The sequence below is a fragment of the Streptomyces venetus genome, from assembly GCF_039540295.1.
In the GTDB taxonomy this organism is placed as follows: Bacteria; Actinomycetota; Actinomycetes; order Streptomycetales; family Streptomycetaceae; genus Streptomyces; species Streptomyces venetus.
In genome coordinates, this window is record NZ_BAABET010000003.1 from 1 (window position 1) to 24,933 (window position 24,933).

Below are 24,933 nucleotides of genomic sequence, written 5' to 3' on the forward strand. Positions count from 1 at the left end.
GGAGGGCTTCGGGGTGCCGAGGGCCGGGGCGGGGGCCGGCGGTGGGGCGGGGGCCGGGGTGGGCTTGGGTGCGGGCTTCGGGGAGGCGGGGGGCTTTCGTGCGGGCTTCTTCTCGGGGGTGTCGGCGGCGGGCCGGGGGCGGGCGATGTCGGCCAGGCCTCCGGGGAGGGAGCGGAGGCGGGTGCGGGAGGCCGGGACGGTGGGTGCGTGCTGCTCGGCGGCGGACGGGTCGCAGCGGTCCAGGAGGGCGGCGGCGGTGGGGTTGCCGCGCAGGGCGCTCAGGGCGGCGAGGTCGTCGGGGTGGGGGCGGTAGCCGGCGCCCAGAGCCTCGTCCAGGAGTGTGAGGTAGCCGGCTGCGGTGCCTGGGAGGGCGGCGCGGTACCGGCCGAGGTCGGCCACGAGGAAGGCACGCAGCCTGGCACCCTCCCGCATCGCCTCGTCGAACGACTCGGCGAGGCGGAGGCAGTCCTGGACGTCGTCGGACGAGGCGGAGGTGGGGTGAAGGGCGAGGGCGAGAGCGCGGCGGAGCACACGCAGCTCCTCCACGCCGAACGCCATGCCGCCGCGGGATCCGTATGGCGTGGGCATGCGGCGACGATACGCGCTAATCAGACAAATCCGTCATAGCGGGTGGGTGTGGCGTGGGGGACCACTCGGGTGGGTGGGGCCCGTGGGGGCTGTGGGTCGGGGCCGCGCCGGGGGGTGTCCGTCCTCGGAACGGCGCGACCAGGTCACCTACCGACTAACTGGCGTCACACGCGCCGCCCACTGCGGGCGAACACCCCCCGACACGGCCCCTTGCGCACGTCGGCGGCTGCGGGCGCATCCGCCCCAGCTGCGGGCATGCGTGCCCCTAGCTGCGGGCAGTCGTGCCGCTGGGGCGGCACGGGTGGGCGCAGCGGCACCTCGCTCCGCCGAGTTGCGCAACGCCCCGCCCCGGGCACCGACGCCGAGCACCTCGCACCGGTGCTGCGGGCAGTCGTGCCGCTGGGGCGATGGGGGTCCTCCCTGCTCGAGCGAAGCCGAGAGCTTGGGGGAGGGTGGGCGCAGCGGCACCCCGCTACGCCGGGCTGCGCAATGCCCCCCGCCTTGACACCAATGCCGGGTGGCCGCTCACATACGGGACACGTTCCGTTCGTACACCAGCCGCAATCCGATCAGGGTGAGCCACGGCTCGTGCTCGTCGATGACCGACGACTCACCCAGCACCATCGGCGCCAAGCCCCCGGTCGCGATGACCGTGACGTCGTCGGGATCGTCGGCCAGCTCGCGCGCCATGCGGTGGACGACCCCGTCGACCTGGCCGGCGAAACCGTAGATGATGCCCGACTGCATCGCCTCGACCGTGTTCTTGCCGATGACGCTGCGGGGGCGGGCCACCTCGATCTTGCGGAGCTGGGCTCCTCGGACGCCGAGGGCCTCGACGGAGATCTCGATGCCGGGGGCGATGACCCCGCCGACGTACTCGCCGCGCGCGCTGACCGCGTCGAACGTCGTCGCCGTGCCGAAGTCGACGACAACGGCCGGGCCGCCGTAGAGCTCGACGGCCGCGACCGCGTTGATGATGCGGTCCGCGCCGACCTCCTTGGGGTTGTCGGTGAGGATCGGGACGCCCGTCTTGACGCCCGGTTCTACGAGGACCGCGGGGACGTCGCCGTAGTAGCGGCGCGTCACCTCGCGGAGTTCGTGCAGGACCGAGGGGACGGTCGCGCAGATCGCGATGCCGTCGATGCCGTCGCCGAGTTCGTCACCCAGGAGCGGGTGCATGCCCATCAGGCCCTGGAGGAGGACCGCCAGCTCGTCGGCGGTGCGGCGGGCGTCCGTGGAGATGCGCCAGTGTTCGACGATCTCCTCGCCGTCGAACAGGCCCAGGACGGTGTGGGTGTTGCCTACGTCGATCGTGAGCAGCATGGCCCCGTACCCGCCTACTCCGCCGGCCGGAGGTCGAGGCCGATGTCCAGGACCGGCGAGGAGTGGGTGAGGGCGCCGACGGCCAGGTAGTCGACGCCCGTGACCGCGTAGGCCTTGGCGTCGTCGACGGTGAGGCGGCCCGAGGCCTCCAGGGCGGCGCGGCCCTGGGCGATCGCCACCGCCTCCTCGCACTCGCCCGGCGTGAAGTTGTCCAGGAGGATCAGGTCGGCGCCGGCGTCCAGGACCTCGCGGAGCTGGTGCAGGGTGTCGACCTCGACCTCGATGGGGACGTCGGGGAAGCGTTCGCGCACCGCCCTGAAGGCCTGGGCGACACCGCCCGCGGCGACCACGTGGTTGTCCTTGACGAGGGCCGCGTCCGAGAGGGACATCCGGTGGTTGACGCCGCCGCCGCAGCGGACCGCGTACTTCTCGAGCGAGCGCAGGCCGGGCGTGGTCTTGCGGGTGTCGCGGACCCTGGCCTTGGTGCCCTCCAGGATGTCCGCCCACGCGCGCGTGGCCGTGGCGATGCCCGACAGGCGGCACAGGATGTTGAGCGCGCTGCGTTCGGCCGTGAGGAGGTCGCGGGTGCGGGTGGTGACCGAGAGGAGCTTCTGGCCCGCCTCGACACGGTCGCCGTCCTCCGCGTGGCGCTCGATCTCGAGCTCCTCCTCGCAGACGACGGAGATGACGGCCTCGGCGACGCGGAGGCCCGCCACGACGCCCGCCTCGCGGGCCGTGAAGTCGGCGGTGGACACCGCGTCCTCGGGGATCGTGGCGACGGTGGTCACGTCCACGCCGCCCGCCAGGTCCTCCTGGAGGGCCACGTTGGCGATGTCCTCGACCTCGACGGGGTCGAGGCCGGCGTCGGCCAGGAGCTGGGCGAGCGCGGGGTCCAGGCCGCACTCGAGGTACGCCTCTTCGTCCGCTCCGCAGGCGCAGCCGTCGCCGCAGCCTCCGGACGGGGCGAGGGGAAGGTCGGGGGTGCTCACGTCGGTCACTGCTCCTGGGGTGCCTGGGGGCGGAAGGTCGTAGGGAAGTGTGTGCTGTCCGTGGTCCGCACGGCCAGCGAGCGGTCGGGGTTCAGGGTCACGACGATGTGCCGCTGCCAGCTGGTGTCGTCGCGCTCGGGGCGGTCCTCGCGCCAGTGGCAGCCCCGGGTCTCCTCGCGCAGCCGGGCGGCGGCGACCAGGACGCGGGCGACGCATAGGAGGTTGGTGGCCTCCCAGGTGTCGACGCCGGGCTCGGAGGTCTTGCCGTTCTCGGCGAGGGCGTCGCGGGCGTCAGTGTGCAGCTGCTGGAGGCGCTCGGAGGCCTTCGCGAGGGACTCCTCGGAGCGCAGGACGCCGGCTCCGAGCGTCATGATCCGCTGGATCGTGAAGCGGGCCTCCGCGGGCTGCAGGGGGTGCTCGGGGGTCTCCGGGTGCGGGAGCGGCTGCGGCACGCGCGCGTGGAGGCCCCTCGCCGCGATGTCGGCCGCGATGCGCTCGGCGTAGACCAGCCCTTCGAGGAGGGAGTTGGAGGCCAGGCGGTTGGCGCCGTGCACGCCGGTGCAGGCGACCTCGCCGCACGCGTACAGGCCCGGGACGGTCGTACGGCCGTGGGAGTCGGTGCGGACGCCGCCGGAGGCGTAGTGGGCCGCCGGGGCGACCGGGATGGGCTCGGTGACCGGGTCGATGCCGTGGGCGCGGCAGGCGGCGAGGATCGTCGGGAAGCGGTGTTCCCACATGTCCGCGCCGAAGTGCCGGGCGTCGAGGTACATGTGCTCGGCGTCCCGCTCCTGCATGCGGCGCAGGATGCCCTTGGCGACGATGTCCCGGGGCGCGAGTTCGGCCAGTTCGTGCCGGCCGAGCATGAAGCGCACGCCGTCGGCGTCGACCAGGTGGGCGCCCTCGCCGCGTACCGCCTCGGAGACCAGGGGCTGCTGGCCCTCCGCGTCCCGGCCCAGGAAGAGGACCGTCGGGTGGAACTGGACGAACTCCAGGTCGCTCACCTCGGCGCCCGCGCGCAGCGCCAGGGCCACGCCGTCGCCCGTGGAGACGGACGGGTTGGTGGTCGCCGAGAAGACCTGGCCCATGCCGCCGGTCGCGAGGACCACCGCGGGCGCGTGGACGGCCCCCACGCCGTCGTGCTGGCCCTCGCCCATGACGTGCAGGGTCACGCCGGCCGTGTGGCCCTCGGCGTCCGTGAGGAGGTCCAGGACGAGCGCGTTCTCGACAGTGCGCAGTCCCGCCCGTCGCCCACCGCCATCCTTGCCCGAGAGCGCTTCGCGCTCGCCCCTCCCGATCGCGCGTACGGCCTCGACCAGGGCGCGGGAGATCTCGGCGCCGGTGGCGTCGCCGCCGGCGTGGGCGATGCGGCGGCGGTGGTGGCCGCCCTCGCGGGTGAGTTCCAGGTCGCCCTCGGCGGACTCGTCGAACCGGGCGCCGGTCTCGATCAGGCGGCGTACGGCGTCGGGGCCCTCGGTGACGAGGAGGCGGACCGCTTCCTCGTCGCACAGGCCGGCACCGGCGACGAGGGTGTCGTCGAGGTGCTGTTCGGGGGTGTCGCCCTCGCCGAGGGCCGCGGCGACGCCGCCCTGGGCCCAGCGGGTGGAGCCGTCGTCGAGGCGGGCCTTGGTGACGACGACGGTGCGCAGGCCGGCCGCCTCGCAGCGCAGGGCGGCGGTCAGGCCGGCGACGCCGGAGCCGACGACCACGACGTCTGCGGCGATGGACCACCCGGGGGCCGGGGCGTGCAGTCGTATGCCTGTGCTGGTCACGAGGCGGCTCCGAAGGTGAGGGGGATGTTGTCGATCAGCCGGGTCGTGCCGACCCGGGCGGCGACGGCGAGGACGGCCTCGCCGGTGAAGTCGTCCGGGATCTCGGTGAAGTCGGACGGGTCGACCAGGGCGAGGTAGTCCAGGGCGAGCGGCGGTTCGAGGCGGGCGGCCTCGTCGAGGACCTGGCGGGTGGCCGCGCGGACGGCGGCCGGGCCGCCCGGGACGGCCGTCGCGACGGCGTGGGCGTCCGCTGCCGCGCGGGACTCCCCTATGGCGCTGAGGGCCTCCGCACGCGCGCGCGTGGCGGGCACCTCACGGGCCCGGGCGCGCAGCGCCTCCTGCGCGGCGTGCCGGTCCTGGCCCGCGAACAGGGCACCGGACAGCGCGAGGGCGGTGCGCCGCTCGGCGGTTGAGAGGTAGCGGTTGCGGCTGGACAGGGCCAGGCCGTCCTCCTCGCGGACGGTGGGGACGCCGACGATCTCCACGCCGAAGTTCAGATCCCGCACCATGCGGCGGATCAGGGCGAGCTGCTGGGCGTCCTTCTGGCCGTACAGGGCGGCGTCGGGGCGAGTCAGGTGCAGCAGCTTGGCGACGACCGTGAGCATGCCGTCGAAGTGGCCGGGGCGGGAGGAGCCCTCCAGGCGCTCGCCCATGGGGCCCGCGCTGATGCGGACCTGGGGCTCGCCGCCGGGGTACACCTCGTCGACGCCGGGGGCGAACACGACGTCCGCGCCGGACTCCTCGGCGAGCTTGAGGTCGGCGTCCAGGGTGCGCGGGTAGCGGTCGAGGTCCTCGCCCGCGCCGAACTGGAGCGGGTTGACGAAGACGGTGACGACGACCTCGCCGTCGGGTCCCGCGAGGGCGCGGGCGGTGCGGATCAGCGTGGCGTGGCCCTCGTGGAGGGCGCCCATGGTCATCACCACGGCGCGGCGGCCCGCACGCGTGCGTGCGCGCAGTTCGGCGGCGGTGTGCAGCAGGGCGGTGGTCATCGGGCATCCCCTTCGGTGCCGTCGGTCCCGTGGGCGAGTACCCCGAGGAGGTCCTCGGCGAGTTCCGGCTTCAGCAGGCCGTGTGCCAGGGCCCGGTCGGCGGTCGCGCGGGCCATCGCCAGATAGCCGTCGACGGCCTGCGGGGCGTGCCGACGCAGCTCGGTGACGTGCGCGGCGACGGTGCCGGCGTCGCCGCGCGCGACGGGGCCGGTGAGGGCGGCGTCGCCGGAGCGCAGGGCGTTGTCCAGGGCGGCGCCGAGCAGCGGGCCGAGCATCCGGTCCGGGGCGGCGACTCCGGCGGCGCGCAGCAGCTCCAGGGACTGGGCGACCAGGGTGACCAGGTGGTTGGCGCCGAGCGCGAGTGCCGCGTGGTAGAGCGGGCGGTTCTCCTCGGCGATCCACTCGGGTTCGCCGCCCATCTCGATGACGAGGGCCTCGGCGGCCAGCCGCAGCTCCTCGGGCGCGGTGACGCCGAAGGAGCAGCCGGCCAGGCGCTGCACGTCCACGGGCGTGCCCGTGAAGGTCATCGCGGGGTGCAGGGCCAGCGGCAGGGCGCCCGCGCGCAGGGCGGGTTCGAGCACCCGCGCGCCGTACCGCCCGGAGGTGTGGACGAGGAGCTGCCCCGGCCGTACGGACCCGGTGTCGACGAGGCCGGCGACCAGGTCGGGCAGGGCGTCGTCGGGGACGGTGAGCAGGACCAGGTCGGACCGCTGGAGGACCTCGGCGGGCGGCATCACGGGCACGTCGGGCAGCAGCTGCGCCGCGCGGCGCCGGGAGGCGTCCGAGACGGCCGAGACGGCGACCGGGCGGTGCCCGGCGAGCTGGAGGGACGCCGCCAGTGCGGGTCCCACGCGTCCGGCGCCGACGACGCCGACGGTGAGCCGCGCGGGGCGGTCCTTGGGGTCTGGCTGTGGGGTTGTGTTCACTCGACGGCGGCCTTCCCGTTCCAGTCCGCTCCGGGTACCGGACGATTTCTCGTCATGTTAACGCGATCGGTTCGAGGGGCGTTCGGTTGTCCACAGGCTGTGTATTCACACGCCGTGTTCCTGGACGGCGTACCGAGAGACGGTGTACCGAAATGCGGGTGCCCGGCCGAGGGCGGGCGAGGGAGGATCCGGGCATGACTGACACGGCGGATCACGACGAGCGGGTGGCGGGCGACGACCGGAGCACCGGGATACGTGAGAGGCGGCTGGCCGCCCACCGCGGCGCGCGACGCGTGTTCGCGCGCTTCGGCTTCCACCGCACGCTCCGGGAGCGGCTCGCGCTGCTGGACGGGGCGGCGGACGTGTACGACCTGGACGAGCTGTCCGACGTCTACGGGGACGGCGTCGTCGAGGCGCTGGAGACGAAGGTCGCCGGGCTGCTGGGCACCGAGGACGCCGCGTTCTTCCCGACGGGCACGATGGCCCAGCAGGTGGCCCTGCGCTGCTGGGCGGGCCGGACCGGTGACCGGACGGTCGCCCTGCACGCGCTCAGCCACCCCGAGGTGCACGAGCGGAACGCATTGAGCGAGGTCGGCGGGCTGCGCACGGTGCGGGTGACGAGCGAGCCACGGCTGCCGACCGCCGCCGAGGTGCGCGACTTCGAGGAGCTCTTCGGGGCGCTGATGCTGGAACTGCCGCTCAGGGACGCCGGTTACGTGCTGCCCTCCTGGGAAGAGCTCACCGAGGTGGTGGCGGCCGCGCGGGAGCGGGACGCGGTGGTGCACTTCGACGGGGCCCGGCTGTGGGAGTCCACGACCGCTCTCGGCCACTCCCTGGACGAGATCGCGGGCCTGGCCGACAGCGTCTACGTGTCGTTCTACAAGTCCCTGGAGGCGTTCGGCGGCGCGGCGGTGGCGGGTCCGGCCGAGCTGGTGGAGGAGGCGAAGGCCTGGCGGCACCGGTACGGCGGGCAGGTCTTCCAGCAGTTCCCCACGGCCCTGTCGGCGCTCGTCGGGCTGGAGCGGGAACTGCCGCGGCTGCCGGAGTACGTCGCCCACGCGCGCGTGGTGGCCGCCGCCCTGCGCGAGGGGTTCGCGTCGGCCGGGGTGCCGTGGGCGCGCGTGTACCCGGAGGTGCCGCACACCCACGACTTCCAGGTGTGGCTGCCGTACGAGGCCGGCGTCCTCGCGGAGGCGGCGGTACGGGCGGCCGAGGAGACCGGCGACGTCCTGTTCGGCCACGCCTGGGAGCCGAGCGGGCCGGGCCTGGCCTGCACCGACGTCCATGTGCGGTCCGCCGGGCTGGAGTGGAGGGCCGAGGACGTGAAGACGGCGGTGGCCGACTTCGTCGCCCGGCTGCCCCGGGAGGTCAGTGGCTAGGGCGGCGCCGTGGGGGCAGCCAACGGGCCAGGGTGTGCCGTATCCGGGTCCGCAGCCGGGCCGGGCGCCCGGCGACGACGGCCCGGAACCGCCGCTCGGCGCGCCACTCGCGTACGGCCTGCCAGTCGTTGGTGCCGGGCGCGGGCGGGGCGGGCTCGCCGAGCCGCTGGGCACGGTAGGCGTCGAGAAGGTGCTGCTGCGTGATGCTCATGGTGAATCGCCTTGCTGGGACGGGGTGATGGAGGTCCGAAGGCTCCGCGGCTGCCCCGGTGCTCCCACAGTGCGCCGGGGCCGGCGACGGCGTCGCGCCGATTGACGACGCCCGTCAATCGACGGCGGCGTTGTCAGTGGCGGGGTGCACCATGAGGGCATGAGCGTGCACATCGACATCACGGGGCTGCGGCCGGAGGGGGTCGCCGTCGTGCCGTCGCCCCTGGCCGAGCTGGGCATGGCGTTGCACGCGCTGTCCGAGCCGGCGCACCACCCGGGCCTCCAGGGCTGGGTGACCGGCGTGACCGCCCGGCTCGACCCGCATCTGGCCGACCGCATGTGCGAGGCCGACTTCCTGTGGCGGACGACGTTCTCGGACCTGTTCCTGCCCTGCGCGGGTCTGCCGGGCCGCGGCACCCTCCCGGGCGGCACGCTCGCCGAGGAGCTGGACCTGCTGGACAAGCTGTCGGACGAACAGTTCGTGGACGCGGCGCTGGAGTTCACCTGTACGCCCGGGTACGGCTCGGGCGGGCCCACCGCCCTGTCCGACCCCGAGGTGCGTCGCCGCACCCTGGATTTGGCGGCCGCGCGCGGGCCGCAGCAGTTGCGGTTCAGCGAGCGGCTGCTGGCCGACCCGCCGGCGATCCGGGCCTGGCTGCGGCAGTTCCTCCGGGACTGCGACGAGGCGTTCTTCGCCGAGGCCTGGTCCCGGCTGCGCCACCAACTCGCGGCGGACGCCCGGCACAAGACGGATCTCCTGCGGCACAAGGGCATGGCAGAGGCGCTGGCCGCGGTGTCTTCGGCGATCACGCTCGACGAGGAGTCCGCTCGGATCACGGTCGACAAACTGGGCCGCGACGACGGCACGGCCACCGGCGATGGCGGCGGCCTGCTGCTCGTCCCGACGAGCCTCGGCTGGCCGCATCTGATGGTCCTGTACCGCCACGGCTGGCAGCCGGTGCTGCACTACCCGGTCGGCTCCCCCGAGCTCGCCGCCCCGCCCAACCTGGAGCGGCTCGCCCTGCGCATGACGGCGCTGTCCCACCCCGTGCGGATGCGCATGTGCCGTTATCTGGCCCGCAGCGCCTACACCACCAGCGAGCTGGCGCAGACGCACGGCATGACGGCCCCGGAGATATCCCGGCACCTGGCCGTGCTGAAGAAGGCGGGTCTGGTCACCACCCGCCGCCGCGGGCGCTACGTGCTGCATCAGCTGGACGTGGCGGTGGTGGCGCGGCTGGGCAGCGAGTTCCTGGAGGGGATCCTCCGATAGCCGCCCCGGCGTACGGGCCACCCCGGCGTACGGGTCAGCCGTGGCCGCCCGCCCGCACCAGCCCCGTCTCGTAGGCCAGCACCACGACCTGCACCCGGTCCCTGAGCCCCAGCTTGGTCAGGATCCGGCCCACGTGCGTCTTCACGGTCGCCTCGGACAGCACCAGCCGGGCCGCGATCTCGCCGTTGGACAGGCCCTGCGCGACCAGCACCATGACCTCGCGCTCACGGTCGGTGAGCCGCTCCAGTTCCTGGTGCTGGGGCTGCTTCGCGGTGCCCGGCAGCATCGGCGCGAAGCGGTCCAGGAGCCGTCGGGTGGTGGAGGGCGCGACGACCGCGTCACCGCTGTGCACCGAGCGGATCGCGGTCAGGAGCTCGCCGGGCGGCACGTCCTTGAGCATGAAGCCGGAGGCGCCCGCCTTCAGCCCGGAGAAGGCGTACTCGTCGAGGTCGAAGGTGGTCAGGATGAGCACCTTCGGCGGGTCGGTGTCCGCGCAGATGCGGCGGGTCGTCTCCACGCCGTCGAGCTTCGGCATGCGGACGTCCATCAGCACCACGTCGACCTCGGTCGAGCGGAGCGCCTGGAGGGCCTCGACGCCGTCGCCCGCCTCCGCCACGACCTCCATGTCCGGCTGGGCGGCGAGCACCATCCGGAACCCGGTGCGCAGCAGCACCTGGTCGTCGACGAGCATCACGCGGATCGTCATGGGGCCTCTTCCATCTCTCGGTTACAGGTGCGGGCGAAGGGGGTGAGCGGGCGTCAGCCGGCGGCCTTGAGAGGCAGCAGGGCGCTGATGCGGAATCCGCCGCCGGGGCGCGGGCCGGCGTCCAGGGTGCCGCCGACCATGCCGACCCGTTCGCGCATGCCGATCAGGCCGTGGCCCTGGCCGTCGAACCCGCCCTCCTCGTACAGCTCGTGCGGGGCGCCCTTGCCGTCGTCCTCGACGAGCAGTCCGAGACCGTCGTCGAAGTACACCAGGCGCACACTCGCGCCCGCGTTGGGCCCGCCGTGCTTGCGGGTGTTGGTGAGCGCCTCCTGCACGATGCGGTACGCGGTGAGCTCGACACCGCTGGGCAGCGGGCGGGGCGTGCCCTCGACCTTGAAGTCGACGGGCAGTCCGTGCCCGCGGCACTGCTCGACGAGGTCCTCGATCTGCTGGACATCGGGCTGCGGCACGTACTCGCCGGCCTCCTGGTGCTCCCCGGTGCGCAGCACGCCCAGCAGGCGGCGCATCTCGGCGAGGGCCTGGCGGCCGGTGGAGGAGATGGTCTCCAGGGCCTTCTTCGCCTGGTCGGGCGCGGCGTCGAGGACGTAGGCGGCACCGTCGGCCTGGACCACCATCACCGACACGTTGTGCGCGACGACGTCGTGCAACTCGCGGGCGATACGGGCGCGCTCGGCGGCGACGGCGACCTTGGACTGGGCCTCGCGCTCCTTCTCCAGCCGCGCGGCCCGCTCCTCCAGCTGCGCGAAGTAGGCGCGGCGGGTGCGGATGGAGTCGCCGAGCACCCAGGCGAGGGCGAAGGGCACGGTCATGAAGATCGTCAGGGCGATGTTGCCCGCGACGTTCGTCTGGTCGCTCGGCCAGCGCAGATGGGCCACGGGGGCCGCGCACAGGCCGGCGCCGAGGGCGAAGCGGGAGGCCCAGCGGGCGCCCTCCGCCGCGACCGTGTAGACGATCACCAGCATGGCGAAGTCGGCGGGGCCCATCTTGACGTCGGTGATCAGCTGTGCCAGGCCGACCGCGGTGGCGAGCAGCAGCATCTTCTCCGGCAGTCGGCGGCGCAGCGCGACCACCAGGCACAACAGCAGCGTGAGCGGAACGGCGACGGCCGGTGAGCCGTATCCGCCCGCCACTCCGCCGACCACGGAAATCCCGAGGAGGACCGCGGCCCAGGAGCCGTCGACCCACATCGGGTGCCTGCGGAGGAAGTCATAGAGGCGCTGCACGTAACCCAGCGTAGGGAAGCGAGATAGGTGCAGGGGTCAACCGGAGGGCCGATCCGCACCGGGCACGCGTACTCCGCAAGGTGGAGTTGCGTACGTTGTGTGCGCATAGCCTGGCCTGGTGACAGCAGGAAAGAGAGGCCAGAGGCCCGTGTGGCCGGAGTGGCGAGGGTGGCGTACGGCGGCGCGGGAGGCCCTGTACGGACCGGGCGGCTTCTATCGCCGGGCCGAGGGACCGGCCGGGCACTTCCGTACGTCCGTGCACGCTTCGCCGCTGTTCGCGGGGGCCGTGGCGCGGCTGCTGTGCCGGGTCGACGAGGCGCTCGGCCGCCCCGGGGCGCTGGACTTCGTCGACATGGCGGCCGGGCGGGGCGAGCTGGCCGCCGGGGTACTCGACGCGCTTCCGGCCGACGTGGCGGCCCGCACGCGCGCGTACGCCGTCGAGGTCGCCGAACGACCCGAAGGGCTCGATCACCGGATCGAGTGGCGGGACACGCCTCCGCCGGGGTCGAACGGGCTGCTGTTCGCCAACGAGTGGCTGGACAACGTACCGGTGGACGTCGTGGAGGTGGACGCCGCGGGTGTGGCGCGGCTGGTGCTGGTCCGGGAGGACGGGAGCGAGCGGCTCGGGGAGCCGGTCGGCCCGGCGGAGGCCCGGTGGCTGGAGCGGTGGTGGCCACTGCCCGGCGAGGCGGGGCTGCGGGCCGAGATCGGCCTGCCCCGGGACGAGGCCTGGGCCTCGGCGGCCGGCACGCTGGAGCGGGGGCTCGCCGTCGCCGTCGACTACGCGCACACGGCGGACGCGCGACCGCCGTTCGGAACCCTCACCGGCTTCCGGGACGGCCGCGAGACCACCGCCGTACCGGACGGCTCGTGCGACATCACGGCCCATGTCGCGCTCGACGCGTGCGCGCTGCCCGGTGGGCTGCTGCTCCCGCAACGCGAGGCGCTGCGCGCGCTGGGCGTGACCGGCGCGCGCCCCCCGCTCACGCTGGCGTCCACCGACCCCGCCGCCTACGTACGCGCCCTCGCGAGCGCCGGAGAGGCCGCCGAGCTCACCGCGACGGGCGGGCTGGGGGACTTCGGGTGGCTGGTGCAGCCGATCGGCGTCCCGAACCCGCTCCAGGAATGAGCCGCGACTTCTCAGGAACGAGCCGCTACTTGTCGATGTCTCCGACCACGAAGAACATCGATCCCAGGATCGCCACCATGTCGGCGACCAGCGTCCCGGGCAGCAGCTCCGTCAGCGCCTGGATGTTGTTGTACGAGGCCGAGCGCAGCTTCAGCCGGTACGGAGTCTTCTCCCCCTTGCTGACCAGGTAGTAGCCGTTGATGCCGAGCGGGTTCTCGGTCCAGGCGTACGTGTGGCCCTCGGGCGCCTTCAGCACCTTGGGGAGCCGCTGGTTGACCGGCCCGGGGGGCAGCTCGGCGAGGCGGTCGAGGCAGGCGTCGGCGAGGTCCAGCGCGTTGTGGGTCTGCTCCAGGAGGCACTCGAAGCGGGCGAGGCAGTCGCCCTCCTGCCGGGTGACCACCTTCAGGACGTCGCCCAGCTCGCCGTACGCGAGGTACGGCTCGTCGCGGCGCAGGTCGAAGTCGACGCCCGAGGCCCGGCCGATCGGCCCGCTGACCCCGTAGGCGTGCACGGTCTCCGGCGTGAGCGTGCCCACGCCGCGGGTGCGCCCCCGGAAGATCTCGTTGCCGATCACCAGGTCGTCGAACCGGTCCATCCGGGACCGTACGTCGGCGACGGCGGCACGCGCGCGTGTCGTCCACCCGGCCGGCAGGTCCTCCTTGAGGCCGCCGACGCGGTTGAACATGTAGTGCATCCGCCCGCCGGAGACCTCCTCCATCACGTGCTGGAGCTCCTCGCGCTCCCGGAAGGCGTAGAAGATCGGGGTGATCCCGCCGAGCTCCAGCGGGTACGAGCCGAGGAACATCAGGTGGTTCAGCACCCGGTTCAGCTCGGCGAGCAGCGTGCGCAGCCACACCGCGCGCTCGGGGACCTCCATGCCGAGCATCCGCTCCACGGCGAGGACGACGCCCAGCTCGTTGGAGAACGCCGACAGCCAGTCGTGACGGTTGGCCAGCATGATGATCTGGCGGTAGTCGCGTGCCTCGAACAGCTTCTCCGCGCCCCGGTGCATGTAGCCGATCACCGGCTCCGCGTGCCTGATGCGCTCGCCGTCCAGGACGAGCTTCAGCCGCAGCACGCCGTGCGTGGACGGGTGCTGGGGCCCGATGTTGAGCACCATGTCGGTGCTCTCCGCGGCGCCGCCGATTCCGACCATGGTCTCCGTCGTAGGAGTCATGGACACAGTCTCTCCTACGTACGCTGGCCCTATGGAGACGGGGAGCCCGCGGGACGCGGGGCCGGGGTCTGGGCCGGGGTCGGCGGGGACAGTGGGGCCACAGGGCACGGCGGAGGCGGTCGAGGGCGAGCGCGAGGGCGAGGGCGAGCCGGTGTGGATCGCGCTGCCGCCGGGGCTGCTGAAGATGCGGCGGTTGCTGCTGGTGGTGTGGCTGGGGCTGATCGCGCTGGCCGCCGGGCTGGTGCCGGGCCTGCTGGCCGGGCCCGCCTGGGCCGCGTTCGCGCTGCCGCCGCTCGCGTTGATGGCCTGGGGCTGGGTCATGGTCGACCGCAACTGGCGCTCCTGGCGGTACGCCGAACGCGCCGACGACCTGCTGATCAGCCGGGGCGTGCTGTGGCGCGAGGAGACGGTCGTGCCGTACGGGCGGATGCAGCTGGTCGAGGTCACCTCCGGGCCCGTCGAGCGGCACTTCGGGCTGGCCAGCGTGCAGCTGCACACGGCCGCCGCGGCGACCGACGCGACGATCCCGGGCCTGGACCCGGCCGAGGCGGAACGCCTGCGCGACCGGCTCACCGAGCTGGGCGAGGCCCGATCGGCGGGACTGTGACAACGCCCGAGCCCGCCGACGCGGGCGAGCCCACAGGGGTTGCGGGGGCCGCAGAGGACGCAGGGGACGCCGGGGCCGCCGAAGAACCTGGGACTACCGCCGCGACCGGGGCCACCGAGCCCGCGGAAACCACCGCCGAGACCGTGACTACCGCCGCCGAGACCAGGGCCACCCAGCCCGCGAGGGCCGCCGCAGAGCCAGGGGCCGACGCCGCCGAGACCGGGACCTCCGAGCCCGCGAGGGCCGCCGCAGAGCCCGGGGCCAGCGAAACCACACGCCCCACCGCCGAGCCCGCAGGGGCCGCCAAGCCCGTAGGAACCACCACCGAGACCGGGGCCACCACCGTCGGGACAGGGTCGATCGAGGCCGCCGGGGCCCTCGCCCCCGTCGGCGACGCCTCGGAGGGTGTTGTGGAGGTGGTGGAGCGGCGGCTGCATCCCGTTACGCCGCTCAGGCGGGCTTGGGCGCCGGTCGCCGTGCTGTTCGGCTGGGCCGTGCACGACCCCGACGGGGCGCAGCGCCAGCTGTCCCGGCTGACGACGACCACGCTGCTGATCGGCCTCGCCGTGATCGTCCCGGCCGCCGCCCTGTACGGCTTCTGCTCCTGGTGGTTCACGCACTTCGCGGTGACCGAGTCCGAACTGCGCATCCGTACCGGGCTGGTGTTCCGGCGCACCGCGCACATCCGGCTGGAGCGGATCCAGGCGATCGACGTCACCCAGCCCCTGCTCGCCCGGGTCGCGGGCGTCGCCAAGCTGAAGCTCGACGTCATAGGTACCGACAAGAAGGACGAACTGGCCTTCCTCGGCGCCGACGAGGCCCGGGCGCTGCGGGCCGAACTGCTCGCGCGGGCGGCCGGCTTCGCACCCGGGACCGCGCACGAGGTCGGCGAGGCACCGGCCCGGCAGTTGCTGCGCGTGCCGCCCGGCGTGCTCGCCGTGTCGCTGGTGCTGAGCGGGGCGACCTGGGGCACGCTGGCCGCGGCGCTCGTCGTCCCGCCGCTGCTGTGGCTGGCCACGGAGAGCGTGTGGACGCTCCTGGCCGTCGCCCTGCCACTGCTGGGCGCGGCCGGCGCGAGCAGTGTGGGGCGCTTCGTCGCCGAGTACGACTGGACGGTGGCCGAGTCGCCCGACGGGCTGCGCATCGACCACGGCCTGCTGGACCGGGCCCACGAGACGGTGCCTCCGGGACGGGTGCAGAGCGTGCGGATCGTGGAGCCGCTGTTGTGGCGGCGGCGGGGCTGGGTGCGGGTGGAGCTGGACGTGTCGGGCTCCGCCAACTCCTTGCTGATACCCGTCGCTCCGCGCGAGCTCGCCGAGGCCGTCGTCGCGCGTGTGCTGCCCGGGGTGACCGTGCCGCAGCACGCGGCCCTGTCGCCGCCGCCGCGCCGCGCCCGGTGGTGCGTGCCGCTGTGGTGGCGCGGGTACGGACTCGCCGTCACCGACGCGGTGTTCGCGGCCCGGTCCGGGCTGCTGTGCCGGACTCTGGCGCTGGTACCGCACGCCAAGGTGCAGAGCGTACGGATGACGCAGGGGCCCTGGGAGCGGGCCCGGGGCGTGGCCGACGTGTGCGTGGACACGGGCGCGGACCAGACGGTGCGGGCACGGCTGCGGGACGCGGCCGAGGCGCGCGACCTGCTGGCGGCACAGGCGGAGCGGTCGCGGACCGGGCGCCGGGACGCGCGGCCGGACCGCTGGATGGCGTGACCCGCGGCAGCAGTGAGAAGGCCCCCCGGCCGGAGCCGGGGGGCCTTCTCTCGACTTCTCGCTGAAGCCGGTCTCAGGAGACCGCGCTGCGCAGCCCCTGTACGTCGATCTGTTCCGTCTCGTCGTGCGCCGTCAGGTCGATGACCTGGCCGACCGCCCGTGACTCCTCGTCCGCCGGCTTGTACCGGGCCTCGGCCTCGGCCTTGTGCAGGGCGAGGGCCTCCTGCCCGACGACGTCGGCCAGGTCCTCGTTCTGCACCGCCTCCAGGGCGGCCCGTGACGTCCCCTGCTTCGTGCCGAAGAAGTCGAACCCGCCCTCGGTCAGCGGGCGTCGCACGGAGGTCTGGGGCGCGACAGCCACGGCGGTCGGCACGGTGTAGTGCCCCGGTGGGGCAGGCTGCGGGAGCGGCTCGTCGGCGGAAATACCCCGCGTTCCGGCGGTCGTACCGGGCGTACCGGCGGTCGTACCCGAGGTACCGGCGGACGTACCCGGCGTACCGGCGCTCGCGCGCTCGCTTCCGGCGGCCGCCTCGGACTGCCCCTGCGGCTCGTCCTCCGGTGCCTGCTCCGGCTGTTCGTCCGTCGCCTCGGCCTGCGCGGGCTCCGCCTCTTCGCCCTTCGGGACGCCGTCACCGTCGCCGTCGCCGCCGCCGTCCGGGTCCGGGACCGTGTCGGCGTCGAACCGGGCGAGCGCCACCTTGGCCCGCAGGAACAGCCGGGTGCCCTCCGGTGAGAACACCGCCGGGATCCCGGGCTGCTCCTCGACGCCGAGCGTCTCGGCCTCGGCGGCGGGGGATTCTTCGGTCTTCGGCGTGCCCGACGGCAGCGCGGCCCGGACCGGCGCCGTCGCCTCTATCTCGAGGACCCGGCGTTCCTCCAGGACGCTCGCGCGATCCGCCTCCGCGGTGGCGTACCGGCGCAGCAGCGCGGCGTGTTCGTTGCGCAGCTTGGCCAGTTCCGTGCGCTTCGCGCGCAGTCGCTGCTCCAGCTTCCCGCGCAGCTCGCGGGATTCCTCGAGGTCGGTCTCCAGTTCGGCGACGCGCTCCTCGAAGCGCCACTCGTCGCTCGCCCGCCCGCGCGTGAGGTCGGCGACGCGCTTGCCCGCCTGGATGTCCCAGTGGCGCAGCACGACGGCGCCGACGACCGCCGTCGCAGCGGCGGCAGCGGCGAGACCGCGGAGCACCGTCGGCTCCGTGAACACCCAGGGCCCCAGGGCGCAGACGAGGGAGACGCCTGCGATCGCCGACGGGGGCAGCAGCCTGTGCAGGGGCGGGGAATGGCGATGACGTCCACGTGGCATGGCCAGAAACTTACCGCGCGTAGGCGAATCATGGTGAGCCGCCCCGCAAAAACAAAGCCACACCGATGCGTTCACACGGCATCAGAACTCGGGAAGACCCGGTAAGAAGCGGAATCCGCCCCTCACTCAATTCCCAAGATCATTTTCAACGCCCGTTCAGCCGCTCCCCGATCCACTCCAGCGTCGCCGGAATCTCGCGCCGCCACGTGTTGAAGTTGTGCCCGCCGCTTTCCAGGATGATCGACGAGATCCGCGTCCGCCCGGTGGCCCTCACCCGCTCGATGAACCGCAGCGTGTCCTTGTGGTTGGACTCGCCGGACCTGCTGCTGGTGACGAGCAGTGAGGTGTCGGGTGCGGGCTCGTGCCTGAGACACCACCACAGGTCGGCGCGATTGCGCAGTCCTTTGTCACCCCGGAAGAGATCCCCCGTGGTGGCGTCGATCGGCGCCTTGTAGTACGCGGACAAGCCCGCCCCGGCGGCGTACACATCGGGATGGTGCATGGCGATCTTCAAGGCGCAGTAGCCGCCCGTCGAGTTGCCGATGATGCCCAGCCCGCCCCGCTTTTCGCTCACCCTGTAGTGCGCGCGCAACGCTTCGGGCAGATCCCTGGCGAAGAACGACTCGGTCTGCGGGCCGCCCGGGATGTCCACGCACTCCGTGTCCCGGGGCGGCGCCACGGTCGGCCGCAGCATCACCAGGATCATCGGCCGCGCCCGGCCCGCCCGGGCCAGCTCCAGTGCCGTGCGCGGATAGTGGAGCTTCTCCACCAGCGCCGAGGCCGTGCCCGGGTAACCGGTCAGGACGACGGCCGCGGGGAACGTACGGGTGCGGTACCGGGGCTGGAAGTACTCCGGCGGCAGGTACACGTACGCGGGCGTGGCGATCCGGGTCGTCCGGCCCACGATGTCGACCTGCTGGATCCGGCCGCCGGACCGGGGCCGCACCCCGCCCGCCCCCGGCACCCGCCCGGTGCCGACCACCTCCAGCGGGCCGTCGCCCGGCATGTGGTCGACGACGACGCCCTGGTCCTTCTCCTGCCCGAACAGATCCGCCCAGCTCGCGTAGAAACCGAAAGCCTGGTTGGCCGCGAGGCCCACCGCGGCGAACAGCGCCACCTGCGTGGCCAGCAGCAGACCGACGCGTCCGCCCACGGACCGCCAACCGCGCCGGGCCAGCCGCGGCCACAGCCAGACCGTGCCGGCGAACAGCAGCACCGCGGACAGCACCGCGAGCGTCAGCACCATGTTGCTCGTGAGACCCAGACCCATGGGTGAATACCTGCACACGCTTTCCGCCCGGTCACTCGACGCGCTCACACCTTCGCGAGGGCTTGTCCCGGACTTTCCTTGGCCTTTGAAACGGCTTTGACGTGGGGAGTGAACCTCTCTCCCCGAGACAACGTCCTAGAGGGCGCAATGTCGCCGGATGCCCGAATCGGCACCGGATCCAAGGTCTCTCGCAGAACTACGGGATGCGATGTCTGTCAGGACAGATGAGGAAATGTCGGGTGAGGTTCCGCGTCGCGGCAGCGGTGCGGCTCGTCCAGACCGGGTGAGCCGGGGACGCCGGCTGCTGCGCGGTCCACGCCCCGAGGCCGTTCCCCTCCTCGTCGGCAGAGCGTGCGCCCTCGTGGGCGTCCTGGACATCGCGGGGGGCGTCTTCCCGCGCTTCCGGCACAGCCGCATGCACGCGCTTGCCGAGGTGCTGCCGGGCGCGTTCGGCCCGTTCGCGGCCGCCCTGGCCCTCAGCGCCGGTGTGCTGTTGCTGCTGCTCGCCCACGGCCTCAAACGCGGCAAGCGCCGGGCCTGGCGGGCGGCCGTGGCCCTGCTCCCGGCCGGTGCCGTCGCGCAGTTCACCTACCGGCACTCGATCGTGGGCGTCCTGATCTCCCTGGCCCTGCTGGCACCCCTGCTGCGCCACCGCGACCAGTTCGACGCCCTGCCCGACCCGCGCAGCCGCTGGCGGGCACTCGCCAATTTCGTCCTCATGAGCGCGGGTTCGCTCCTGCTGGGTCTGCTCATCGTCAGCGTCCAGGGCGAGTCCATGGTCGGCGACCCCAGCCTGGCCGACCGCATCACCCACGTGGTCTACGGCCTGTTCGGCTTCGAGGGGCCCGTCGACTACCAGGGCACCACCTCGTGGACGGTCGCCTTCTCGCTCGGCGCCCTCGGCCTGCTCACCGCCGTCACCACCATCTACCTGGCCTTCCGCCCCGAACACCCCGCCGCGCAGCTCACCGAGGAGGACGAGGCCCGGCTGCGCGCCCTGCTCGACAAGCACGGCGGCCGCGACTCCCTCGGCCACTTCGCGCTGCGCCGCGACAAGGCCGTCGTCTTCTCCCCCAGCGGCAAGGCCGCGGTGACGTACCGCGTGGTCTCCGGCGTGATGCTCGCCAGCGGCGACCCCATCGGCGACGTCGAGGCCTGGCCCGGCGCCATCGAACAGTTCATGGACGAGGCCAAGGCCCACTCCTGGACCCCTGCCGTCATGGGCTGCTCCGAGACCGGCGGCGAGGTGTGGACCCGCGAGACCGGGCTCGACGCCCTCGAACTGGGTGACGAGGCGGTGGTGGACGTCAAGGATTTCTCACTCGCCGGCCGCGCGATGCGCAACGTGCGCCAGATGGTCAAGCGCATCGAGCGCGCCGGTTACGAAACCCGGGTACGACGTGTCCGTGACCTCGGCGAGGCCGAGCTGGAACGCATCCGCCGCGCCGCCGACGACTGGCGCGGCACCGACACCGAGCGCGGCTTCTCCATGGCCCTGGGCCGCGTCGGCGACCCCGCCGACGGCGACTGCCTCATCGCCACCGCCCACAAACAGGACGAGCACCCCGGCCCCTACGGCGACCTCAAGGCGATCCTGCACTTCGTGCCCTGGGGCACCGACGGCGCCTCACTGGACCTCATGCGCCGCGACCGCACGGCCGACCCCGGCATGAACGAACTGCTCATCGTCGCCGCCCTCCAGGCCGCCCCCAAGCTCGGGATCACCCGCGTCTCGCTCAACTTCGCCATGTTCCGCGCGGCCCTGGCACGCGGCGAGAAGATCGGCGCCGGCCCGGTGCTGCGCGCCTGGCGCGGACTGCTCGTCTTCCTCTCCCGCTGGTTCCAGATCGAATCCCTGTACAAGTTCAACGCCAAGTTCCAGCCCCGCTGGGAACCCCGCTTCGTCGTCTACCGCGCCCCCGCCGACCTGCCCCGCATCGGCTTCGCCGCCATGCAGGCCGAAGGCTTCGTCAACCTCGCCCTGCCCCTGCCGCGCTTCCTGCGCCGCCGTCGCCCGGCCGGCCGCCGCCCCTGCGCCCACGGCACGACGGCGGAGCGGAACGTCCGGGCTGCATGACCGGCCCGGACCGGCCCGGGCCGCAGCGCCTGACGGCCGCCCCCTGGGCCTACGCTGAACATATGAGCAACCAGAGCGGACGCGGGCGCGTCGAGGGCCTGCCGGGATGGGACCGCTGCGCGGTCATGGGAGTCGTGAACGTCACCCCCGACTCCTTCTCCGACGGCGGCCGCTTCTTCGACACCACGGCCGCCGTCAAACGGGGCCTGGAACTGGTCACCGAGGGCGCGGACCTCGTCGACGTCGGCGGCGAGTCCACCCGCCCCGGCGCCACCCGGGTGGACGAGGCCGAGGAGCTCCGCCGCGTCCTCCCCGTCGTCCGCGGTCTGGCCTCCGAGGGCGTCACGGTCTCCGTCGACACCATGCGCGCCTCCGTGGCCGCACAGGCCCTCACCGCGGGCGCCGCCCTCGTCAACGACGTCAGCGGCGGCCTCGCCGACCCGCGCATGATCCCCGCCGTCGCCGACGCCGGCGCCCCCTTCGTCGTCATGCACTGGCGCGGCTTCCTCCAGGGCGGCAACGTCAGGGGCGTGTACCAGGACGTCGTCACCGAGGTCGCCGACGAGCTCCACGCCCGCGTGGAGGCCGTCCTCGCGGGCGGCATCGCACCGGACCGCGTCATCGTCGACCCCGGCCTCGGCTTCTCCAAGGACGCCGGGCACGACCTCGCGCTCCTCGCCGGCCTCGACCGGATACTCGGCCTCGGCCACCCGCTGCTCGTCGCCGCCTCCCGCAAACGGTTCCTCGGCCGGGTCCTCGCCGGACCGGACGGCCCTCCCCCGCCCGCCCGCGAACGCGACGCCGCCACCGCCGCCGTCTCCGCGCTCGCGGCGCACGCCGGCGCGTGGGCGGTACGCGTGCACGAGGTACGCGCCACAGCGGACGCGGTACGGGTCGCCCACGCCATCGAGACGGCGCGGACGGCTCACACCGGCGCAGAAGGAGCCCGGTGAGCGCCCCACACACCGACGTCGAGCAGGTCGAGGCAGCCAACACCGCCTTCTACGAGGCGCTGGAGCGGGGCGACTTCGAGGAACTGGCGTCACTCTGGCTGACCCCCTCCGACCTGGGCGTCGACGAGGAGTACCACGACCCGGCCGACACCGGCGTGGTCTCCTGCGTGCACCCCGGCTGGCCCGTGCTCACCGGCCGCGGCGAGGTCCTGCGCTCCTACGCGCTGATCATGGCGAACACCGACTACATCCAGTTCTTCCTGACCGACGTGCACGTCTCCGTCACCGGCGACACCGCCCTGGTCACCTGTACGGAGAACATCCTCAGCGGCGGACCCGCCCCCAAGGGTGACGAGGAACTCGGCCCGCTCGTCGGACAGCTCGTGGTCGCCACCAATGTGTTCCGGCGCACGCCCCAGGGGTGGAAGCTCTGGTCGCACCACGCTTCCCCCGTTCTGGCCGAAAACGACGAGGAGGAGGGCGACGAGACCCCCTCCTGACTGGGTAGTCGCCTGACAAGGGCCCTCCGGAGCCAGGAACGGAGGCCGGGACGGCCCGCCCGCGAGGACCGAGAAGTGGTTGGAATCACGGACCTCCGGGTATGGGCGGCTACCAACCCATGAGCCGCCGGGTTCGCCAGGGGAAACGCTGGATGAATCCTTCCGGGCCCGGTCCGGGCCCACACCCCCCGTGGCCCGGCCCCGTCCGGGCTCGCAGGTAGATTCGACCGAGGCCGGTGTGCCGCCCGCACACGGCACCGCCCGGCCGTGACCGACGATTGCAGGAGTGATTCGCGTGGATCGTGTCGCGCTGCGCGGCCTGAAGGCCCGCGGGCACCACGGTGTGTTCCCGAGGGAACGCGAGGAGGGCCAGACCTTCATCGTGGACCTCGTCCTCGGCCTGGACACCCGACCGGCCGCGGCCGACGACGACCTGGCGAAGACCGTGCACTACGGCATCGTGGCGGAGGAGGTCGTGGCCGTCGTCGAGGGCGAGCCCGTCAACCTCATCGAGACGCTCGCCGAGCGCATCGCCCAGGTGTGTCTGAAGCACGACGGGGTCCAGCAGGTCGAGGTGTGCGTCCACAAGCCGGACGCCCCGATCACGGTCCCCTTCGACGACGTGACCGTCACCATCATCCGGAGCCGAGTATGACTGCACCGTTCATCAAGGGTCCCAGCGACCCGACCGTACAGCCGGTACCCGCCTCCGTCGTCGACAAGGTCGACGCCGCCGACACCACGCTGTCCAACCCGAAACGGGCCGTCGTCGCCCTCGGCTCCAACCTCGGCAACCGCCTGGAGACCCTCCAGGGCGCCATCGACGCCCTGGAGGACACCCCCGGCGTCCGCATCAAGGGCGTCTCCCCCGTGTACGAGACCGAGCCGTGGGGCGTGGAGCCCGGCAGCCAGCCCGCCTACTTCAACGCGGTCGTCGTCCTGAAGACCACCCTCCCGCCGTCCTCGCTCCTGGAGCGCGCGCACGCGGTCGAGGAGGCCTTCCACCGCGTCCGCGACGAACACTGGGGCCCCCGCACCCTGGACGTCGACATCGTGTCGTACGCGGACGTCGTCTCCGACGACCCGCAGCTCACGCTCCCCCACCCCCGCGCCCACGAGCGCGCCTTCGTCCTGGCCCCCTGGCACGATCTGGACCCCGAGGCGCAGTTGCCCGGCCGCGGGCCCGTCGCCGGTCTGCTGGACGTCGTCACCCGTGAAGGCGTGGCGCCCCGCGGGGACCTGGAACTCCGGCTGCCCGAATAGCCGTTAAGGTCAAGACGGCCGCGGCACCGGGGCCGGAGCCGGGGGAACCGAAGGGACACCGTGAAAGAGCTGCGCATCAGGGTGCTGGCCGGCGTGTTCGTCGTGGCCGGGGTCCTGTCCTGGGCCGGCGCCCGTCTGTGGAACGCGGTCGGGACCCTGCCCAGCGTGCCCATGGCCGCCCCCATCGTCCTCGCCGCGATCGCCGTGATCCTGCTGGCCACGGCGCTCTCGCTGCGCGCCCGCCTGAAGGCCCAGCGCGAGCGGCAGCCGGACGCCAAGGGCGTCGACCCCATGATGGCGGCCCGCGCGGTCGTCTTCGGCCATGCCAGCGCCCTCGTCGCGGCCCTCGTCGCCGGGATGTACGGCGGCACCGGCGTCTTCCTCCTGGAGTCCCTGGACATCCCCGCCCGCCGCGACCAGGCCATCTACGCCGGCGTCTCCGTCCTCACCGGCATCGCCGTCATAGCGGCGGCCCTCTTCCTGGAACGAGTCTGCAAACTCCCGGACGACGACGAACACAACAACGCAGGCACGGCCCCTACGACGTGACCCGCCCCAGGCTCACCAGGGCTGCCGGGCGAGATGGCCGTTGACCAAGAACCCGGAGTGGGGGCTCAGGCGGTAGCTGTACAGGGTGAACGGCTTGTTCGTGGTCAACCGACGCCTTACCGCGTGCACCTGTGCCCAGGTGGCCTCGCGGAGTTGCAGCGAGTGCTGTTCGGCCTTGAATGTCCCCCGTGCAGGCCAGCTGTCGACTACAGCAAGATGTGAGGCCGACCCCCTCGGGCGGGGGGTGAATCTCGCCCCGACCACCTGTGCCAGCTCCGAAAGAAACGGCACATTGGCACTGACCAGCAAGCGACCTGGCCACGTCTTGGGGCGGTATCCGTCCCCGTCCACGTATCCGTCCAGGAAGCCCTCAAGGGTTTCGCTGTCCCGAAGAACAACGCGAGGGAACCGCTGCCGCATGTGGTGCGCGTCCCCGCCCACGTATTGCCTCACCAGGTCCGCCAGGTACGACGAGACCACTCGTACACGGAACCCGGGAACCTCCCGCTGCAGGTAGCCGGAAGGCCGCGTCACCGCTTCAAGCCGAGCGGGCAGCCCGGTCGCCGCGGTCAGACACGCCGCATAGCGTGCGGCGAAGTCCCGGTCGTTAACCACCAGCGACACGTAGTTCTTGCCGACCGTGCCGTCTGAGCACGTAGCTCCGACCAGGTAGCCGAATTCGTATCCCGGCCTGATCGTCAGCCGTTCCCTGCACAGTTTCCGCGCAGGCGTCCAGGCCAGAACGGTGTCTTCGGCATCTCGTGCGTGAACCCAGCCGTCCGGCGTGCCGAGCAGTTGATCCGGCGCCACAGTGAACGTCACATGATCTGTCACGACGTCCACCACCTCGCGGACCCGCGCGGTCGCCACTTCCATGACCGTCGTCGGTACGGTGCGGTCTCCGTCCAACGTCCACACACGGCAGCCGGTGTGGACGTGGCACGCGGGCAGGCGACCACCGACTGCGTTCACCGTCTGCTTGCTCGGCAGCCCGTAGTCCACCGCA

Annotated in this window: 24 protein-coding genes; 11 read left to right on the plus strand and 13 right to left on the minus strand. The window is 73.1% G+C overall.

Features of this window, described 5'->3' with window-relative positions:
- The 6 genes from ABEA82_RS09865 to ABEA82_RS09890 all read right to left on the minus strand — a co-directional run.
- The coding region (locus ABEA82_RS09865; RefSeq protein WP_345661018.1) for a hypothetical protein at positions 1-588 on the minus strand (588 nt) is incomplete at its 3' end.
- Between the two features lie 525 nt (positions 589-1,113).
- Complete coding sequence (locus ABEA82_RS09870) at positions 1,114-1,911, minus strand: type III pantothenate kinase (RefSeq protein ID WP_345661019.1); 798 nt, start codon at positions 1,909-1,911, stop codon at positions 1,114-1,116.
- Positions 1,912-1,925: 14 nt separating this feature from the next.
- Complete coding sequence (nadC, locus tag ABEA82_RS09875) at positions 1,926-2,900, minus strand: carboxylating nicotinate-nucleotide diphosphorylase (protein ID WP_345661020.1); 975 nt, start codon at positions 2,898-2,900, stop codon at positions 1,926-1,928.
- Between the two features lie 5 nt (positions 2,901-2,905).
- Positions 2,906-4,669: an L-aspartate oxidase gene (locus tag ABEA82_RS09880; RefSeq protein WP_345661021.1), complete on the minus strand. Its 1,764-nt coding sequence runs from the start codon at positions 4,667-4,669 to the stop codon at positions 2,906-2,908.
- Entirely contained in the window at positions 4,666-5,658 is a 993-nt protein-coding gene (gene panC, locus ABEA82_RS09885; protein ID WP_345661022.1) for a pantoate--beta-alanine ligase, read from the minus strand. Before panC ends, ABEA82_RS09880 begins: the two co-directional genes overlap by 4 nt.
- Entirely contained in the window at positions 5,655-6,584 is a 930-nt protein-coding gene (locus ABEA82_RS09890; protein WP_345661023.1) for a Rossmann-like and DUF2520 domain-containing protein, read from the minus strand. The genes panC and ABEA82_RS09890 overlap by 4 nt, the downstream gene beginning before the upstream one ends.
- A gap of 194 nt (positions 6,585-6,778) precedes the next feature.
- Here ABEA82_RS09890 and ABEA82_RS09895 point away from each other — a divergent pair, with 194 nt between their 5' ends.
- A complete protein-coding gene (locus ABEA82_RS09895) occupies positions 6,779-7,963 on the plus strand; it encodes a threonine aldolase family protein (RefSeq protein WP_345661024.1) in 1,185 nt (394 codons plus the stop codon).
- Here ABEA82_RS09895 and ABEA82_RS09900 read toward each other — a convergent pair.
- Positions 7,953-8,174 (minus strand): hypothetical protein, encoded by a 222-nt coding sequence (locus ABEA82_RS09900; RefSeq protein ID WP_039933360.1) that lies wholly within the window; start codon positions 8,172-8,174, stop codon positions 7,953-7,955. The two genes, ABEA82_RS09895 and ABEA82_RS09900, sit on opposite strands and share 11 nt — an antisense overlap.
- A 159-nt stretch (positions 8,175-8,333) precedes the next feature.
- Between ABEA82_RS09900 and ABEA82_RS09905 the strand changes: the two genes are divergently transcribed.
- A complete protein-coding gene (locus tag ABEA82_RS09905) occupies positions 8,334-9,446 on the plus strand; it encodes a DUF5937 family protein (RefSeq protein WP_345661025.1) in 1,113 nt (370 codons plus the stop codon).
- Positions 9,447-9,480: 34 nt separating this feature from the next.
- Here ABEA82_RS09905 and ABEA82_RS09910 read toward each other — a convergent pair whose 3' ends face one another.
- Positions 9,481-10,152 carry a response regulator transcription factor gene (locus tag ABEA82_RS09910; protein WP_345661026.1) on the minus strand — a complete coding sequence of 224 codons (672 nt, stop codon included), beginning with the start codon at positions 10,150-10,152 and terminating at the stop codon, positions 9,481-9,483.
- Between the two features lie 53 nt (positions 10,153-10,205).
- Positions 10,206-11,396 carry a sensor histidine kinase gene (locus ABEA82_RS09915; RefSeq protein WP_345661027.1) on the minus strand — a complete coding sequence of 397 codons (1,191 nt, stop codon included), beginning with the start codon at positions 11,394-11,396 and terminating at the stop codon, positions 10,206-10,208.
- Positions 11,397-11,514: 118 nt separating this feature from the next.
- On the opposite strand from ABEA82_RS09915, the gene ABEA82_RS09920 reads away from it, so the two are divergent.
- Positions 11,515-12,525, plus strand: coding sequence for an SAM-dependent methyltransferase (locus ABEA82_RS09920; RefSeq protein ID WP_345661028.1), 1,011 nt, complete (start codon positions 11,515-11,517; stop codon positions 12,523-12,525).
- Between the two features lie 25 nt (positions 12,526-12,550).
- On the opposite strand, the gene ABEA82_RS09925 is transcribed toward ABEA82_RS09920, so the two are convergent.
- Complete coding sequence (locus ABEA82_RS09925; protein ID WP_345661029.1) at positions 12,551-13,702, minus strand: NADH-quinone oxidoreductase subunit D; 1,152 nt, start codon at positions 13,700-13,702, stop codon at positions 12,551-12,553.
- 31 nt (positions 13,703-13,733) lie between these two features.
- On the opposite strand from ABEA82_RS09925, the gene ABEA82_RS09930 reads away from it, so the two are divergent.
- Together ABEA82_RS09930 and ABEA82_RS09935 are read left to right on the plus strand one after the other, a co-directional pair.
- Positions 13,734-14,309, plus strand: a complete 576-nt coding sequence (locus ABEA82_RS09930) for a PH domain-containing protein (protein ID WP_345661030.1) — start codon at positions 13,734-13,736, stop codon at positions 14,307-14,309.
- 410 nt (positions 14,310-14,719) lie between these two features.
- Positions 14,720-16,015 (plus strand): PH domain-containing protein, encoded by a 1,296-nt coding sequence (locus ABEA82_RS09935; protein WP_345661683.1) that lies wholly within the window; start codon positions 14,720-14,722, stop codon positions 16,013-16,015.
- Between the two features lie 73 nt (positions 16,016-16,088).
- Here the strand turns inward: ABEA82_RS09935 and ABEA82_RS09940 are convergent, their stop codons facing one another.
- Both ABEA82_RS09940 and ABEA82_RS09945 read right to left on the minus strand, forming a co-directional pair.
- Positions 16,089-17,315: a hypothetical protein gene (locus ABEA82_RS09940; protein ID WP_345661031.1), complete on the minus strand. Its 1,227-nt coding sequence runs from the start codon at positions 17,313-17,315 to the stop codon at positions 16,089-16,091.
- A 145-nt stretch (positions 17,316-17,460) separates the two neighbouring features.
- The gene (locus ABEA82_RS09945; RefSeq protein ID WP_345661684.1) at positions 17,461-18,579 is read right to left on the minus strand and encodes an alpha/beta hydrolase; all 1,119 of its coding nucleotides are present in this window, start codon (positions 18,577-18,579) and stop codon (positions 17,461-17,463) included.
- Positions 18,580-18,817: 238 nt separating this feature from the next.
- Between ABEA82_RS09945 and ABEA82_RS09950 the strand changes: the two genes are divergently transcribed.
- The 6 genes from ABEA82_RS09950 to ABEA82_RS09975 all read left to right on the plus strand — a co-directional run bounded on the left by ABEA82_RS09950 (position 18,818) and on the right by ABEA82_RS09975 (position 23,927).
- Positions 18,818-20,662 carry a phosphatidylglycerol lysyltransferase domain-containing protein gene (locus ABEA82_RS09950; protein ID WP_345661032.1) on the plus strand — a complete coding sequence of 615 codons (1,845 nt, stop codon included), beginning with the start codon at positions 18,818-18,820 and terminating at the stop codon, positions 20,660-20,662.
- 62 nt (positions 20,663-20,724) lie between these two features.
- Positions 20,725-21,615 carry a dihydropteroate synthase gene (folP, locus tag ABEA82_RS09955; RefSeq protein WP_345661033.1) on the plus strand — a complete coding sequence of 297 codons (891 nt, stop codon included), beginning with the start codon at positions 20,725-20,727 and terminating at the stop codon, positions 21,613-21,615.
- The gene (locus tag ABEA82_RS09960; RefSeq protein ID WP_345661034.1) at positions 21,612-22,115 is read left to right on the plus strand and encodes a nuclear transport factor 2 family protein; all 504 of its coding nucleotides are present in this window, start codon (positions 21,612-21,614) and stop codon (positions 22,113-22,115) included. The genes folP and ABEA82_RS09960 overlap by 4 nt, the downstream gene beginning before the upstream one ends.
- Before the next feature lie 295 nt (positions 22,116-22,410).
- On the plus strand, positions 22,411-22,770 hold the full coding sequence (folB, locus tag ABEA82_RS09965) for a dihydroneopterin aldolase (RefSeq protein WP_345661035.1): 360 nt from the start codon (positions 22,411-22,413) through the stop codon (positions 22,768-22,770).
- Entirely contained in the window at positions 22,767-23,378 is a 612-nt protein-coding gene (gene folK / locus ABEA82_RS09970; RefSeq protein ID WP_345661037.1) for a 2-amino-4-hydroxy-6-hydroxymethyldihydropteridine diphosphokinase, read from the plus strand. Before folB ends, folK begins: the two co-directional genes overlap by 4 nt.
- 60 nt (positions 23,379-23,438) lie before the next feature.
- Positions 23,439-23,927, plus strand: a complete 489-nt coding sequence (locus ABEA82_RS09975; protein WP_345661038.1) for a DUF3180 domain-containing protein — start codon at positions 23,439-23,441, stop codon at positions 23,925-23,927.
- A gap of 12 nt (positions 23,928-23,939) precedes the next feature.
- On the opposite strand, the gene ABEA82_RS09980 is transcribed toward ABEA82_RS09975, so the two are convergent.
- Positions 23,940-24,929, minus strand: a complete 990-nt coding sequence (locus ABEA82_RS09980; protein ID WP_345661039.1) for a hypothetical protein — start codon at positions 24,927-24,929, stop codon at positions 23,940-23,942.
- Positions 24,930-24,933 lie beyond the last annotated feature (4 nt).